Origin of the sequence: Bradyrhizobium sp. MOS001, assembly GCF_004634465.1 — a bacterium.
In the GTDB taxonomy this organism is placed as follows: Bacteria; Pseudomonadota; Alphaproteobacteria; order Rhizobiales; family Xanthobacteraceae; genus Bradyrhizobium; species Bradyrhizobium barranii.
Genome location: NZ_SPVJ01000036.1, coordinates 1 through 14,608, shown reverse-complemented (window position 1 = coordinate 14,608; position 14,608 = coordinate 1). Strand labels below are relative to the sequence as shown.

Genomic DNA, 14,608 nt, shown 5'->3' with positions numbered 1-14,608 from the left:
GCCATGGGCGGCAGGCGAGACAGATTGGCGCATTCGACAAGGCCGCGCGGTGTCGATTTGCGCGTCATCCGGGCGATCGGGTCTTCCGCATGACCCGCAGCCAGACGATCTCGGTCAGGGCTACCGCAATCAGGCCGAACGTGCCGCCGATCAGCACGTTGACGATGCGCTCCTCGGCGATGCCGCTGGCGCCGCCGGCAAAGGATGCGGCGAGCGCGATGAAGCAGCAGCGCAGGCCGAAGCCGACGATGTAGCGGGAGAACGAGATCAGGGTGAGGGTGGCCGCCAGAATCGCGATGGCGTAGCCGACGCGGCTTTGCGGCAGGGCAAGGCCCGCGAGAAAGCCGAGCGGCGCGCCGATGAAGGCGCCGATCGCCCGCTGCTTCAGCTTGCCGGTGGACGCCGTGAGGTCGCCGACCACGACGCTTGCGGCCGACCACATCACCCATTGCCCCTGCGCGAGGTTGAAGATCTCGACCAGGGCGGCTGCGGCAAAGACCGCCATGGCGGTTGCCGCTGCGGGTAGAAACCAGTCGGCCGCGGGCGGTCCGAACGAGGTCGCGGCATTGCCACGCTGCCGCTGGTCGTAAATCTGGATCGCGCAGACGAGCGCAAGCGCGATCGGAGAGGAGGCGATGATCACGCCGGCATGACGTATCGCTTCCGAGGCGCTCACGCCCTCCCGCACCTCGCAGGCGAGATAGACGGCGGGGATGAACACCCAATTGCCGAGCGTACGGAAATGTTCGCCGTAGCGCGTCCCCGCCACCGCAAGGAAGCCGGCGAGCGCCGTCAGCACCACGAATAGCGGCTTGACCGGAGCTGCAAGGAAAAGCGCGGCAAAGGTGACGAGAATGGCGAGATAGTGCCACGCGACGACTTTTGGCGGAAAGTGCTGCCTGAGCGCCGGAATCAGCAGCGAGACCGCGACGAGCCCCAGGTTCAGCAGCGCCGTCTCGCGCGAGATGAAATAGGCGGCGACCATCGGGCCGACGACGATCAGCGCGCGCAGGAGCTCGCCGGTTTTGACTTCGCGGGAGAGGAGATCGCGCAGGTTGGTGGCGGAGGGTGTCGTGGGGGGATTCACGGGGCACCAAAGGGGCGAACGAAACACTATGCATACCACGGAAATGCGGCCGGCACTTTGGCGTGTGGAGCGACGGTCGCACCACACCCTCGCTGTCATCGCCCGGCTTGACCGGGCGATCCAGTATTCCAGAGGCGCTTGCGATTGAATCGAGAGGCCGCGGCGTACTGGATGCCCCGCCTGCCGCCTACGCTAAAGCTTCGGCGCCCCTAGACCTCAACCCCGGCGAAGCCTTGGCGTAGCCGGGTCGCGGGGCATGACACCGGTGATGTGGTGGCACGTGAGGCCACCTCACCTTTGAATGATCTTCGTCCAGACATCGCCGAGCACCGCAGGCTCGCGCGGCGGCAGATAGGTGAGGCCGGCCTGGTTGCCGAATTCGGCGATCTTGCCCTCGGCGGCAAGGCTGGTCAGCGCCTTGTTGACCGCGTCGATCAGCGCGCCGTCGCTGGCGAGCCCGACATAGCCGCGATTGGCGCCGATCGGATAATAATAGCCCGACGCGGTGATCGTCGTGTCGGGATGCGCGGCGCGGTGGGCGTCGAAACGGCCGAGGTCGATCAGCGTCGCGTCATAGTCGCCGCGCTGGAGTGCGCCGAGGAGATCGTCGCGGCCGGGGACGAGATGGGTGATGCTGTCGATCAGGCGGCCCTTGTCGAAGGTCATCAGGATGGCATCGCCCAGCGAGCCGCTCTCGATCGCAAGGCGAAGGCCGGCGAGATCGCCGATGTCGCCGATCCTGCGGCCCTGCGCTTTCGGCCCGAGTACCACTGTCATCGGCGAATAGACGTAAGGCTGGCTCGGCACAAGCACGCCGAGCGCGACGCGGCGGCGCCGGTCGTCGCGCGTGGCCCCGGCGAAGTCGGGCAAGCGTGCCGTCTTCATGCCGGGCTTGACGAGGGAATCCGTCGTCAGCGCATAGCCGCCGACCAGCGAGCAGCGCCCGTCGGAGAGCAAAGCGTTGGCCTCGAGCTGCGGGCTCGAATCCTCGTCCAGCTTGCTCTCGAACCACTGGATTGTCAGCGGCCGGCCGATCCGGTCCGCGATTGCCTGCGCCAGCAGCACGTCGAAGCCTGAATCCGGCTTGCCCCTGCGATGCACCGAGAGCGGCGGCCGATCCTCATCGAGGCAAACCTTCAGCGGCTCGTCGGCCGCGCGCGCGGCGGTGGTCGCCGCCGCGAGGATCGCGGCAACGCTCCATGCGGCGAGCCAGGGTCTCATGGCTTTCTCCTGCTCGAGACGAAGGCCCAGAGATTGCCGATCTCGTCGTCGCTCAAAATGTCGGCCCAGGGCGGCATCTTGTTGTTCTTGCCGTTCTTCACCGTGGTGACGAAGCGCGTCTGGTCGTCGGGAAAGGCGCGCAGATCCGGCGTGATGGTGCCGGAATTCATCATGTTGGGGCCGTGGCAGTGCGAGCATTTCGAAGCATAGGTCGACTTGCCATAGTCGATCTGTGCCTGCACGGGATTGCCGGTTGCATCGTCCGCGGCACGAACGGTCGCCGCAAGCGCGACCGTCAGCACCGCGACGGTGGCGATCGTCGCCACCGTCTTGTGAGATATGTCCTTCAGCATCGGGCCGTGGTTATTGCTTGACCGCAAAAACCCACAGCGAGCCGCCGGGCGGCACCTTGGCAAGCCGCTCGTCGCCGGAGAACAGCGAGTAGACGCCGCCATAGCCGGAGGTGACGGCAACGTACTGCACGCCATCCTGCTGCCAGGTCACCGGTTGTCCCTCGATGCCGGAACCGGTCTGGAACTGCCAGAGCTTCTTGCCGGTGTCGGCGTCGAAGGCCTCGAACTCGCCTGTCAGTGCGCCCGAGAACACGACGCCGCCTGCGGTCGACAGCACGCCCGAGAAGCGCGGGATGTCGCTCGGCGCTTCCCACTTGGCCTTGCCGGTCATGGGATCGATCGCCTTCAGATGACCGCGCGGGCCGTCACCCCACTCCCAGAGGTCGGTGAGGTCCATGCCGAGATACCATTCGCCCTGCTTGAAGGTGACGGGCTCGGTCTTGTACCTGCCGCCGAAGGCGAGCGTGTTGGCATAGGCCAATCCGGTCTGCGGATTGAACGACATCGGCTCCCAGTTCTTGCCGCCGAGGATCGACGGATAGACGGTGACCTTCTTACCGTCGCGCGCGTCCTTCGTGACGTCGGTCTCGATCGGCTTACCGGTCTTCATGTCGACGCCGGTCGCCCAATTCACCTTCACGTAAGGATTGGCCGCGAGCAGCTTTCCGTTGGTGCGGTCGAGCACGTAGAAGAAGCCGTTGCGGTTCGCGTCCATCAGCACCTTGGTCGGCTTGCCCTCGACATTCATGTCGGCGAGGACCATCTCGGCCACCGAGTCATAGTCGAACGGATTGTTCGGCGAGAACTGGTAATGCCACTTGATCTTGCCGGTCTTGGGATCCATCGCCAGCACGGAGCAGGTGTAGAGGTTGTCGCCGGGACGCACCGCCGAGTTGAACGGTCCGGGATTGCCGATGCCCCAATAGACCGTGTTGAGCTCGGGATCGTAGGAGCCGGTGATCCAGGTCGAGCCGCCGCCGAGCTTCCAGGTGTCGCCCTTCCAGGTGTCGCCGCCGGGCTCGTCGGGCGAGGGGATCGAATGGGTCCGCCAGAGATGCTTGCCCGTCGCCGGATCCCAGCCGTCGATGAAGCCGCGGGTGCCGAACTCGGCACCGGAGATGCCGGTGATGACGACACCGTCGGCGACCAGCGGCGCCACCGTCATCGAATAGCCTTCCTTGATGTCAGCGGCCTTCTGCCGCCACAGCTCCTTGCCGTCCTTGGCATCGAGCGCGATCACGTTGGCGTCGAGCGTGGTGCGGAAGACCTTGCCGTCATAGAGCGCGGCGCCGCGATTGATGATGCCGCAGCAGACGATACGCGGCGTCTCGGCGGGATACTCGACCTTGGATTTCCAGATCTGCTTGCCGGTCTTGGCGTCGACCGCCATGGTGGCGTTGTGCGAGGTCACGTAGATCACGCCCTGGTACACCAGCGGCTGCGATTCCTCGCTGCGATCGTCGTTGAAACTGTAGTTCCAGACCGGGACGAGATTCTTGACGGTGTCCTTGTTGACCTGGTTCAGCGTCGAGAAGCGCTGGAGATTGTAGCCCATCCCGTAATTGAGAACGTTCGATGTATCGGTCGCGCCCTTGACCAGTTGTTCGGTGGTCTGTGCGCTCGCACAAGTCGATGCAAGCATGACGAGGCTCGCGGCCATCGCAAAGCGTTTCATCCGTTCCTCCCAATATGCGCGCCTTTTGACGCTGCGGCACCAACACTCCGCCCGAACGCAAAACACGTCAATACGAAAGTCGTAAGTGCGTCGCCGATATGTTGGATGCCAGATGCCGGTCACCTGACAGAAACCTGACAACCGACTTTCACTTGTGCGCAGACGCTGAAAAAATTCCGTGGCATGAAGCGGTGCCGGCTTCGGCCGCTCTGCTCGGGCCGTCGGGTTCCGCGAGTTGTGCGGTGCGCAGGTTGCAATTCCGGACTTGAACCGGGGCTCGCTTGTAGACTTATGTCGTTTCGACCCCCTACGAATCGGGGGCTGGTCAGGAGGGTTTGATGATTTCACGTCGCTCAGTTGCGCTTGCGCTCACGATTGCAGTGCTGTCCGGTCCAGCGTGGGCTGCGTCCGGCAACGCCGTAAAGATGTTCGACACCGACAATGACGGCACGCTCGATCTCGCCGAGGTGAAGAAGGCGGCCGCCGCGCTGTTCGCAAAGCTCGATCCCGATCACGACGGCACGCTGGACGCGCGCGAATTGCGCGGACGGTTAACGGCGAAAGAACTCGCCGCCGCCGATCCCGATCGCGACGGGACTCTCACGCTCGACGAATATCTCGCGGTGGTGGAGCAGCGCTTCAACGCAGCGAATCCCGACAAGGACGGAACGCTGGATGCGAAGGAGCTGAACTCGCGCGCCGGCCGCGCGCTGCTGCGCCTGTTGCGGTGAGAGACGCGGCGCTTGACTGGGAGCGAAGGCGATTTGCCCGAGAGGGAAATTCGCGAGCATAATGCGACAGTTCGCTGTGTTTGCGCTTCGATTCCAGGCTTGCGCTGCACCTGACGCAGCCCTAGGTTTTGCCCCGCGCGATGTCGCGCTCAATACCCTTGGGAGACCCGAATGGCTTGGAAAGCTCCGAAGATCGTGGAAGTGCCGGTCGGCATGGAAATCAACATGTACGCCTGCGCTGCGCGCAAGTAAGACTGACGACCTGCCGCGGCTTCGATGGCGAACGCCGTCGAAGCCGTGGTAGTGTTCGCAATGCGCCTTGGAGCCCACACGATCTGGATGGCAATTGCGTTCGGTGTTGCGCTTGCACCGGCGTGTGTCAGTGCCGAAGAGAGCTTCGATACCGAGCACATCTTCGGCTTCATGATCGGCACCGACGTCGGCAATCCCGGCGAGCGCGAATTCCAGACCCAGACGACGGGGAGCTTCGGCAAGGGCGGCGGCACCTATCGCGCCCTCCAGCAGGAGGTCGAGATCGAAGTCGTGCCGCTGCCGAACTTCCGTATCGAGGTCGGCGGCACCGCCACGCTTCATGACATTACCGGCGTCCCTGATTTCGACGATCGCCGCCAGTTCAATTTCCAGGGCGCCTCGCTCGACCTGCGTTACCGCCTGCTCGACCGCGAGCGCGCGCCGTTCGGGTTGACTGTCGCCGCCGAACTGCATGGCGATCGCATCGACGAGACCAGCGGCGCGAAGGGACGGATGTACGGCTCCGAATTCACACTCGCTTTCGACCGTGAGCTGATTCCGAACTACGCCATCGCAGCGCTCAATTTGATCTATCAGCCGGAATGGGCGCGCTTCGAGGTGGCGGGGGTGTCCGAGAAGAGTTCGACGATCGGCGCGGCCTTTGGCGGCATGGTGCGGGTGCGCCCCAATTTTCTGCTCGGTGGTGAGATGCGCTACTTCCGCCAATATGAGGGCATCGGCCTCGGTGAGCTCTCGGGGCAGGCGCTGTTTGTCGGTCCGACCGCCTATTTCCAGCTATCCGAGAAGTCGCGGCTCACCCTGAGCTGGAGCATGCAGGCCTGGGGCCGCCCGGCCGGATCGGGCGGCAATCTCGACCTCGTCAATTTCGAGCGTCATCAGGCGCGATTGGTGTTCGGGGTAAACTTCTAGGGTGTTCCGCCTCTTCCCGCGCGCGGGGGAGAGGGAACATCCCGTCCGTTTGAAACTTCCCGCTCCTCGGAACGTAATCTTTCGTGCTAATCTCCATTGTCCCCTTGCGACAGGATCCCGGCATGAACCCGATTGACCTGGTGGTGACTGTGTGTGCGGTGCTCTCGCCTGCGACCTGCGAGGAGCAGCATCTGGTATTCAACTTTGCGGGGTCGCCGAGGCAATGCGTGATGGCCGCGCCGCCCTATATCGCGCAATGGGTCGGCGACCATCCGAAGTGGCAGGCGGTGCGGTGGCGCTGCGAATATCCGCACCCGAACGACAAGGCGTGAAGCGCTCGCGCTGCCGGGCCTCGAGTGCTCTAACCCCTCATCCTGAGGAGCCGCGAAGCGGCGTCTCGAAGGATCGAGGCCGAGCTGAATCAGCCGGGCCTTCATGGTTCGAGACGCGCTTCGCGCTCCTCACCATGAGGGTCTCATAACTACTTCGTGCAGTCCTTCAGGTCCTTGTCGGCGATCGAGAACACCGCGTCCGCCTTGATCTCGATGTCGCGGACGATGCACTGCCGCGCATTGGGATAGCTGACCCTGGCGTCGTAGCGGCCGGGTTCGACGCCGGTGATGCGCAGCCGCTCGTCGTGCTCGACCTCCTTGTCCTTGTCGTTCAGGCACTGGTTCGGCCCCCACTCGGTCTTGCCGGCGGGCGAGAGCTGGAAGCCGGAGATCGTCTCCGTTGTCAAATTCCAGAGCCGGATGCCCTTGCCCTTGCTTTGGGCGGCGGCTTCGCCGGCCAACGTCAACAACGCGATCAAAGCCAGAAACCAACGCATCAGCCGATCCTCCAAAAGCCGCGCCTGTTATTCCCTGATCAGGCGCTCGCGGTTCTTTGCCTTGTCGAAATTCCTGGCGCGGTCAAGGCCGATCGGCGCGATCAGCTTCGCCGAGGCAAGATCAGCGCCCTCGAAATCGGCGTCAGTGACGGTGGCTCCGGTCAGGTCGGCGCCGCCGAGCTGAGCATTTTTGAGCGACGCGCCGGTCAGGTCGGCTCCCTTGAGGGAGGCAAATTCGAGATCGACGCGCGACAGGTCCGCATTGCGCGCGTTCAACCCTTCCAGATTGGCGGATCGCAGCACGGCCCGAATCAGCCCCATCGACTGGTTGCGCATATCGGCGCCAAGATGCGCGTTCGCAATCGAGGCGCCGATCAGGCTTGCGCCGGTGAGGTCGGCCGCGATGCGAGCACCGGTCAGGTCCGCGCCGTCCAGACGCGCGCGCGCCATCTGCGAGGCGAACAGATTGGCGCCCTTCAGGCTCGCGCCCGCGAGATCTGCGTCCAGCAGCCACGCCTGATCGAGGATCGCATGATCAAGACGGGCGCCGGCGAGTTTTGTCTTGTTGAGTCGTGCCGCACGGAGAATCGCCGTGGAAAGGTCGAGACCCGAGAGATCGAGCCCCGACAACCGCCTGCCGGTGAAATCGGCCGGCGCCCCGGCGCTGGCTTTGGCCAGGATGGCCTCGACCTCCTGCCGGCTCATTTCCGCGGAGACCATCGCGGGTGACGTGAGGTCGACGTCACGCATCATGTCCTGCGCGCTCGCCATGGTCGCGACGAGAGCGAGACCAAGCGTCATGAGGGCGACCATTCGCTTCATCATCGGGCTCCGCTACGGGCCCTGTTTAGCACGCGCTTTGCGTGGCTGCCTATGAGGCATCGCGCCCGGCGTGTTCGCCGCCATGTTCGCCTTGGATTCTCGCCACGAGGTCCGCCCTGATCGCGGCGATCTCTGCGTCGCCGCGTGCGCCACGCGGGATGCTGATGGGCACTTCTGCCAGAATTCGCGCCGGCTGCGGCGACAGGAAGAACAAGCGGTCGCCGAGGCGGGTCGCATCGTCGAGGCTATGGGTGACGAGCAGCGTCATCATGGGGCGGCTTGCGACCAGCGTCGCGATCTCGTCGCGCAGGCGGCCGGCGAGCGCGTCGTCGAGCGAGGCGAGGGGCTCGTCGAGCACGAGCAGATCGGGCTCGACCGCGAAGGCGCGGGCCAGCGCGACGCGCCGGGCAAGACCCAGCGACAATTCGCCGGGAAAGTGGCTGCGATGCGCTTCCAGCTCCAGGATCCTGAACAGCTCCGACAGCTTCGCCTCGGAGATATCAGGAGCCGCAAGCCGCACATTCTGCTCGACCGAGCGCCACGGCAGCAGCCGCGGCTCCTGGAACACCATCCCGATCCGCGCTTCCGGTGGACGCGCGATGGTCCCGTGGAAATCGCGGTCGAGCCCGAGGATGATGCGCAGCATCGTGCTCTTGCCGCAGCCGGAGGGGCCGATCAAAACGCCGACCTCACCGGATTGAAGCGCGAAGCTGACCGGGGCCAGCACCTCGTGCATTTCGCCCGCGGCACTCCTGAATGTCTTTCCGGAGATATCGACTTCAAGCCGCACGGGGCCGCCACCGTGTTGCGCGGGCTTCGAACGGCTGCACCAGCAAGGTTTCGATGACGAGCACGACGGCGGCGAAGGTGAGCGAATAGGCCAGCAGTCGCGGCGTGTCGAACAGCTGGAAGGCGATGCCGATCTCGAAGCCGACACCGTTCGGCCGTCCCAGCAGTTCGGCCACCAGCACGATCTTCCATACCAGCGACAATCCGGACCGGGCCGAGGCTGCGATATAGGGCGCAAGCTGCGGCAGCACGACATGGCGGAACGCGCGCCAGCGCGGCATCGCGAACACGGTGGCCATCTCGTCGAGCGAACGGTCGAGCGCGCGGGTGCCCTCGCGCAAGGTGACGATGGCGGTCGGCAGCTTGTTGATGGCGATCGCCGCGATCGCGGCCGCTTCGGTCAGGCCGGCCCAGATATAGGCGAGCACGATCACGACCAGCGCCGGCAGGTTCAGCAGCAGGATCAACCAGGGATCGCCGAGCCGGTCGGCGAGCTTCACCCGCCCCATCAAATAGCCGATGGCACTGCCGAGCGACATCGCCAGCACGAAGGCGAGCGCGACCCGCGCCAGCGTGGCGCCGAGATGCAGGAACAGGGCGCCGCTCGATGCTTCCGCGATGATGACGTTGAGCACGGCAGGCGGGGAGGGCAGCTTTGCGCCGCCGACGATCAGCGCCGCAATCCACCAGGTCGCGAGGAACAGGGAAAACGAGAGAAGACGCAGCACCTCAGTCTCCGGGGACTGCGTGATAGAAGGTGCCGGGATCAAGCTCGGCCGCCGGCCCGACCAGGTCGCGTCCGCCGATCTCGGCGAGCACGCGATAGAGCACGCGCGCATCCGCCTCCTCGTCAACGATGCTCCGGCGCGGAATGCCGTCGCGATAGCGGTCGCGATAGGTCTTGAGGATGGCCGGATCGCTCGCGCCGGTGAGCGGCGCGATCTTGTCCCACGCGGCGTCCGAGGTGACCAGCAGCTGCTTGGCCTTGCGGGTCATCGCAATGAAACGCGCCACCGCATCGCGGTGGCTTGCGGCCCAGCTCTCGTCGAAGACATAACCGACCGCGGATACCGCGCCCTTGGCCCCCAGCTTCGGCAAAATGTCCTCGATGCCGGCGAGGCGGCGAAAGCCCTTGGCCTCGAGCTGCGCACAGAAATTCCAGAAGTTGAGGCTCGCATCCATCTCGCCATCGAGCGCCTTGGCGGCAATCAAGGGCGGCGCGCCATAGACGATGCTCGCGTCCGACTTCAGGTCGATGCCGTCCTGCTTCATCCGCGCCTGCAGCAGCAGCCAGCTCTTGTCGATCGCGCCGCCGCCGACGCCGAGCTTGCGGCCCTTGAGGTCGGCGAGCGTCTTGAGCGGCGACGAGGCCGGCACCATCACCGCGCCGAGCGCGCTGGAATAGGGATAGAAGGTGAGCTTGGCGCCGAGCACGCGCTCGCGCGACACCCACAGCCAGTCCGACAGGATGATGTCGGCACTCCCGGCGCGCAGCGCGATCTTGCCGGCCTCGGGGCTCGCGAGCTCGGTGACGTCGAGCGACAGATCGGCTTCCTTGTCGAGCCCGCCGGCGCGGATTGCGGCCAGCTCCCAGGAGAATGTTCCGGTCTTCTGCACTGCAAGGCGGATCGTATCCGCGGCGCGGCCGGGGGCGGCCAGCGACAGCGCCAGCGTCATCGCGAGCGCCAATGTTCGTCCCGGCGCTCTCAAACCAAGTGCTCTCATCACCTTGTGAGCCGTTTCCTCGAAGGGAGTGCTTTTCATGACAATACGCATAGCATAGCTTTCGTCGCAACCAGCGGGAGGACGCTCATGAATCTGGCGGGACAGCTACGACCGATTGTCGCCGCATTGGCGGTGTGGGCTGCGACCGTCTACGCCGCGCGTGCCGAGGAGGCCAACGATTATCCGACCTCGGCGCGTGCCGAATACGTCTATGGCTGCATGAAGGCCAATGGCGAGAGCCGGCAGTCCATCGAGCAATGCTCCTGCTCGATCGACGTGGTGGCCTCGATCGTGTCCTATGACCGTTACGTCACCGCCGAGACGGCGCTGAGCATGTCCCAGGTGCGCGGCAATCTCGGCGTCCAGTTTCGTACGTCCGAGCAGGCGAATTCGGCGGTGAATGATCTCAGGCGCGCGCAGGCGGAAGCCGAGGTGAGGTGTTTCTAGCTGCCGCATAGAGGGTGCGGTCCCTTCTCCCCTTGTGGGAGAAGGTGGCGCGAAGCGCCGGATGAGGGGTATCTCTCCCCACGTTCAGACGACTAAGAGTGCCGCTCGCGGAGACATACCCCTCACCCGTCTCGCCGCGTTGCGGCGAGCCACCCTCTCCCACAAGGGGAGAGGGGAAGGCAGAGCCTCACGTCCCCGGCTTCTCCACATCCCATTCATTGCGGAACACGTGCCCGTCCGTGTCCTTCGCCTCCGCACGGAATCGCTTGGCGCCATTTGACACATAAGTGAAGCGCAGGTTGGGATCTTCCGAGATCGAGATGCCGCCCTCCATCGACAGCACGGGGCTGTCGTCCTGCGTCAGCTTCAGCTGGTTGACGAAGAAGGCGGGGACGTAGAGCTGCGTGACCTGATCCATTTGCAGCCCGGAATTGTTGGGATGGCCGATCATGATCTGCGCCTCGCGGACGCGGCTGGCCGGTGCCTCCTCGCGCGCGAATTGCCGGTAGCGCATCTGGCCGAGCCGGTTCCTGGCTTCCTCGATGTTCTTTCCTGCCGGCGCCGAGCAGCCGCCTGAGGCCTTCACATAGGTCTTGGCGACGTAGAGCTGGCCGTCGCTGAGCTCGGCGACCGCGTGGACGTCGGTATAATTGTTGACGCGCACGCGCGTGGAGATCTCGGTGACATTGGCATCTGCGCCGAGCTCGAACTTCGCTGCCATCGGCGCGGGGTTGCGGTCGATCACCAGCGTGATCGAACGGATGCGGCGGCTGTCCGCGGGCGACAGTTTGCTGCGCAGGGTCACCGGCACGATCGCCGCGTCCTCGGCGCGATAGGGCATCTCGATGCCGATGACGTCGTTGCCGTCGTTGATCGGACGGTTGCTGAAGATGTCCTGCACCAAGCCCGGCCAGGGATCGTAAGCCTCCTCGGCACTCGCCGGCACAGCGAAGGCGATGCCGAGCAATGCGGCGATCAGGGGCAGGCGGCGTGTGCATCCCGTCATGGTCGTGGTTCCGTGCGGACGAAGCAGTTTTCTCTGGGTCGGCGTAGCCGATCCCCCGTCCAGCGTAGCGCGTCCACTACTCCCATTCAATTTCCGAAAATGCTGCGGTTGCGTTGCGAGCATTGTAGTCGTCGAACAATTGCCAATGCGGCCGTTCCGATGCGGCCGCCTTGTCGGCGGCAGTCCTGATCGGCTCGCCCTTCTTGTTCGACGCCCGGACGTCCGCCAGCAGCGTCGTGAGATAACGCCGCTCGTCGCCGAGCGCGGCAGGCCAGTCGCTCACAGGCCCGTGACCGGGCACGACGCGCTGCGCCGGAATCTTGTCGAGTTCCCCGAGCGTGCCGAGCCAGCCGCGGATGCTGCCGTCCATCACCGGGATATGGCAGAGGAAGACGAGATCGCCCGCGAACAGCGTCTTGCTGGTCTCGTCGAACACGGTCAGATCGTTGTCGCTGTGCCCGGCCGGCCAGGCCCGCAAGGCGAGGCGGCGCGACCCGAGATCGAGCGTCAGGGTATCAACGACGAGCAGGGTGGGCGGCACGATCTTCACGTGATCGATCAGTTCGCTACCCATGAGGCGTCTAAAATTGTCGAGATAATACGGCCCGCGCGTCGCCAGCGCCTGCGGCAGCTTGCTGTGGCCGACGAAGCTGGTTCCCTCTGTGGCAAAGGCCGCATTGCCGAAGACATGGTCGGGATGGCCATGGGTGTTGATGACGTAGCGGATCGGCTTGGATGTGCGAGCCCGCACCGCCGCCAGCAGCGCCTCGCCCTCACGCAGGCTGCCGCCAGTGTCGATCACCGCCACTGCGTCTTGGCCGACGATGAAACCGACATTGGCGATGTCCCCTTCGTTCTCGCGGGTCATGAGGGCGGTGGTCCCGGAGTGCACGAAGATTCCCGGTGCGACTTCGCTCACAGGCAATTCGGCTGCCCCGGCGCGTGCTAGCGTTGCTGTCCCCAGCAGGGACAGGGCTGCGATCAAGGAAGCGATGCGAGACACTTTTCCGCCTCAGTTCAGATGGCTTGCCGCACTGCACTGCAACAAACCAAAGCCAACACAAAGTTTGGCAAAGCATGGCGCGTCATGCGTTGCATGGCTAGCATTCAAACAAACCGAGGAGGAAGCGCGATGACGGAGGCCGGGCGACATCGTCGCTGGTTGTTTTCACTGTGGGTCCTGGTGGCATCCTGCGCATTCGGCGACGTCGCCATTGCGCAGACCAGCGAGACCGGCGACCTCTCGTTCGAGCTGGTCGATCCAAAAGTGCTGCGCGTCTGTGCAGACCCGCGCAATCTGCCGTTCTCGAACGAGAAGGGCGAGGGGTTCGAGAACAAGCTCGCCGAGCTGCTCGCGGACAAGCTCCAGAAGAAGCTCGACTACGTCTTCTTCCCGCAGGCCACCGGCTTCGTGCGCATGACGCTGGGTGCGCATCGCTGCGACGTCATCATGGGATTTCCGCAAGGTGACGACCTCGTGCAGGGCACCAATCCCTATTACCGCACGACCTATGCGCTGGTCGCCAAAACAGGCAGCGGGCTCGAGGAAGTCGATACGCTCGAAGACCCGAAGTTGAAAGGCAAGCATGTCGGCATCGTCGCCGGCACGCCGCCGGCCACCAACATGGCGATCGCCGGCCTGATGGGCGATGCAAAACCCTATCCCCTGATGATCGACACGCGCTTCGACAACTCCGCACAGGCGATGGTCGACGACCTCGTCGCCGGCAAGATCGACGCAGGCGTGCTGTGGGGGCCGATGGCCGGGTATTATGCGAAGAAGGCCGGCTCGTTGCATGTCACGCCGCTGGTGAAGGAAACCACAGGGCCAAAGCTGGTCTATCGCATCGGCATGGGCGTGCGCCCCGCCGACCAGAACTGGAAGCGGCAGCTCAACAAGCTGATCCAGGAGAACCAGGGCGAGATCAACAAGATCCTGATCGACTTCGGCGTGCCGCTGCTCGACGAGAGCGACAAGCCGCTCGGCGCGGAGACGGCCAAGAAGACGCCATGAGGCGGCGCGTTGCCGCTGCGCTGGTTGCCGCCATTCTGGTGGCGCCGGCGTTGGCGCAGCAGCAGGAGCCGTTCGAGCCCGAGGGGTATCGCTCCGACAATTACCGCGCGCCGGTGCCGGCGACGCTCACTGGCGCGCGCGTGCTGACGACTGCGGAGGCCGAAGCAATCTGGCGTGCGAAGAGCGGCGCCTTCATCGACGTGCTGCCGCGCGCGCCGAAGCCGAAGAACCTTCCCGAAGGTACCGTCTGGCGCGATATGCCGCGAAAAAACATACCGGGCAGCACCTGGCTGCCGGACACCGGCTACGGCGTGCTGCCGCCCGCCATGGACGATTATTTCCAGCGCGGCCTCGCCCACGCCGCGCGCGGCGACAAGGCTGCGCTGCTCGTGATCTATTGCCTGGCCGACTGCTGGATGTCCTGGAACGCCGCCAAGCGCGCCTTGGCTTACGGTTATGCCAACGTCGCCTGGTACCCCGACGGCACAGATGGTTGGGAGCGCGCAAACCTTCCGACCGAGGAGATGCACCCGCAGCCGCGGCCAGAGCAGTAGGTACAGGTCGTCATGCCCGGGCTTGTCCCGGGCATCCACGTTCTTCAATCCGCGTGGTTGGGCGTGGATGGTCGTCCGTGAAGAATGCGGATTGATCTGAGAAATAAGCAGAATTTGTCTTGATGTAGTATTCGATTTTGCAGGAAAGCGGGGTGTTGGACCTCGCTTTCTTG

General features: G+C 64.6%; 18 protein-coding genes. 7 read left to right on the top strand and 11 right to left on the bottom strand.

Going from position 1 to position 14,608, the window contains the following annotated elements; translation table 11 throughout:
* Positions 1-64: 64 nt before the first annotated feature.
* The 4 genes from CT676_RS31385 to CT676_RS31370 form a co-directional block, all read right to left on the bottom strand.
* Positions 65-1,087, bottom strand: a complete 1,023-nt coding sequence (locus CT676_RS31385; protein ID WP_135216046.1) for an FUSC family protein — start codon at positions 1,085-1,087, stop codon at positions 65-67.
* 291 nt (positions 1,088-1,378) lie between these two features.
* Positions 1,379-2,308, bottom strand: a complete 930-nt coding sequence (locus tag CT676_RS31380; protein ID WP_135216045.1) for a transporter substrate-binding domain-containing protein — start codon at positions 2,306-2,308, stop codon at positions 1,379-1,381.
* Positions 2,305-2,661, bottom strand: a complete 357-nt coding sequence (locus tag CT676_RS31375) for a cytochrome c (protein WP_135216044.1) — start codon at positions 2,659-2,661, stop codon at positions 2,305-2,307. The genes CT676_RS31380 and CT676_RS31375 overlap by 4 nt, the downstream gene beginning before the upstream one ends.
* 10 nt (positions 2,662-2,671) lie before the next feature.
* On the bottom strand, positions 2,672-4,336 hold the full coding sequence (locus CT676_RS31370) for a methanol/ethanol family PQQ-dependent dehydrogenase (RefSeq protein ID WP_135216043.1): 1,665 nt from the start codon (positions 4,334-4,336) through the stop codon (positions 2,672-2,674).
* 338 nt (positions 4,337-4,674) lie between these two features.
* On the opposite strand from CT676_RS31370, the gene CT676_RS31365 reads away from it, so the two are divergent.
* The 4 genes from CT676_RS31365 to CT676_RS31350 all read left to right on the top strand — a co-directional run bounded on the left by CT676_RS31365 (position 4,675) and on the right by CT676_RS31350 (position 6,581).
* Positions 4,675-5,067, top strand: coding sequence for an EF-hand domain-containing protein (locus tag CT676_RS31365; RefSeq protein WP_063981985.1), 393 nt, complete (start codon positions 4,675-4,677; stop codon positions 5,065-5,067).
* 171 nt (positions 5,068-5,238) lie between these two features.
* A complete protein-coding gene (gene pqqA / locus CT676_RS31360; protein WP_012029362.1) occupies positions 5,239-5,319 on the top strand; it encodes a pyrroloquinoline quinone precursor peptide PqqA in 81 nt (26 codons plus the stop codon).
* 24 nt (positions 5,320-5,343) lie between these two features.
* Positions 5,344-6,249: a hypothetical protein gene (locus CT676_RS31355; protein WP_135216042.1), complete on the top strand. Its 906-nt coding sequence runs from the start codon at positions 5,344-5,346 to the stop codon at positions 6,247-6,249.
* A gap of 122 nt (positions 6,250-6,371) precedes the next feature.
* Positions 6,372-6,581, top strand: coding sequence for a hypothetical protein (locus CT676_RS31350; protein WP_014493627.1), 210 nt, complete (start codon positions 6,372-6,374; stop codon positions 6,579-6,581).
* A 149-nt stretch (positions 6,582-6,730) separates the two neighbouring features.
* Here CT676_RS31350 and CT676_RS31345 read toward each other — a convergent pair whose 3' ends face one another.
* Genes CT676_RS31345 through CT676_RS31325 form a run of 5 tightly spaced genes read right to left on the bottom strand, consistent with a single transcriptional unit; the run spans position 6,731 to position 10,414 of the window.
* A complete protein-coding gene (locus tag CT676_RS31345) occupies positions 6,731-7,078 on the bottom strand; it encodes a hypothetical protein (RefSeq protein ID WP_135216041.1) in 348 nt (115 codons plus the stop codon).
* Positions 7,079-7,105: 27 nt separating this feature from the next.
* Positions 7,106-7,903, bottom strand: a complete 798-nt coding sequence (locus tag CT676_RS31340; protein WP_135216040.1) for a pentapeptide repeat-containing protein — start codon at positions 7,901-7,903, stop codon at positions 7,106-7,108.
* 46 nt (positions 7,904-7,949) lie between these two features.
* Complete coding sequence (locus CT676_RS31335) at positions 7,950-8,690, bottom strand: ABC transporter ATP-binding protein (RefSeq protein WP_135216039.1); 741 nt, start codon at positions 8,688-8,690, stop codon at positions 7,950-7,952.
* Entirely contained in the window at positions 8,680-9,417 is a 738-nt protein-coding gene (locus CT676_RS31330; protein WP_135216038.1) for an ABC transporter permease subunit, read from the bottom strand. Before CT676_RS31330 ends, CT676_RS31335 begins: the two co-directional genes overlap by 11 nt.
* Position 9,418: 1 nt before the next feature.
* Positions 9,419-10,414, bottom strand: coding sequence for an ABC transporter substrate-binding protein (locus CT676_RS31325; RefSeq protein ID WP_135216037.1), 996 nt, complete (start codon positions 10,412-10,414; stop codon positions 9,419-9,421).
* Positions 10,415-10,501: 87 nt separating this feature from the next.
* Here CT676_RS31325 and CT676_RS31320 point away from each other — a divergent pair, with 87 nt between their 5' ends.
* A complete protein-coding gene (locus CT676_RS31320) occupies positions 10,502-10,861 on the top strand; it encodes a hypothetical protein (RefSeq protein ID WP_014493633.1) in 360 nt (119 codons plus the stop codon).
* A gap of 187 nt (positions 10,862-11,048) precedes the next feature.
* Here CT676_RS31320 and CT676_RS31315 read toward each other — a convergent pair whose 3' ends face one another.
* Positions 11,049-11,867, bottom strand: a complete 819-nt coding sequence (locus CT676_RS31315) for a quinoprotein dehydrogenase-associated SoxYZ-like carrier (protein WP_071911687.1) — start codon at positions 11,865-11,867, stop codon at positions 11,049-11,051.
* A gap of 76 nt (positions 11,868-11,943) precedes the next feature.
* The gene (locus tag CT676_RS31310) at positions 11,944-12,870 is read right to left on the bottom strand and encodes a quinoprotein relay system zinc metallohydrolase 2 (protein ID WP_135216036.1); all 927 of its coding nucleotides are present in this window, start codon (positions 12,868-12,870) and stop codon (positions 11,944-11,946) included.
* A 129-nt stretch (positions 12,871-12,999) separates the two neighbouring features.
* Between CT676_RS31310 and CT676_RS31305 the strand changes: the two genes are divergently transcribed.
* The gene (locus tag CT676_RS31305; RefSeq protein ID WP_167768216.1) at positions 13,000-13,881 is read left to right on the top strand and encodes a substrate-binding domain-containing protein; all 882 of its coding nucleotides are present in this window, start codon (positions 13,000-13,002) and stop codon (positions 13,879-13,881) included.
* Positions 13,878-14,435, top strand: a complete 558-nt coding sequence (locus CT676_RS31300) for a PQQ-dependent catabolism-associated CXXCW motif protein (protein ID WP_135216034.1) — start codon at positions 13,878-13,880, stop codon at positions 14,433-14,435. Before CT676_RS31305 ends, CT676_RS31300 begins: the two co-directional genes overlap by 4 nt.
* Positions 14,436-14,608: the final 173 nt, after the last annotated feature.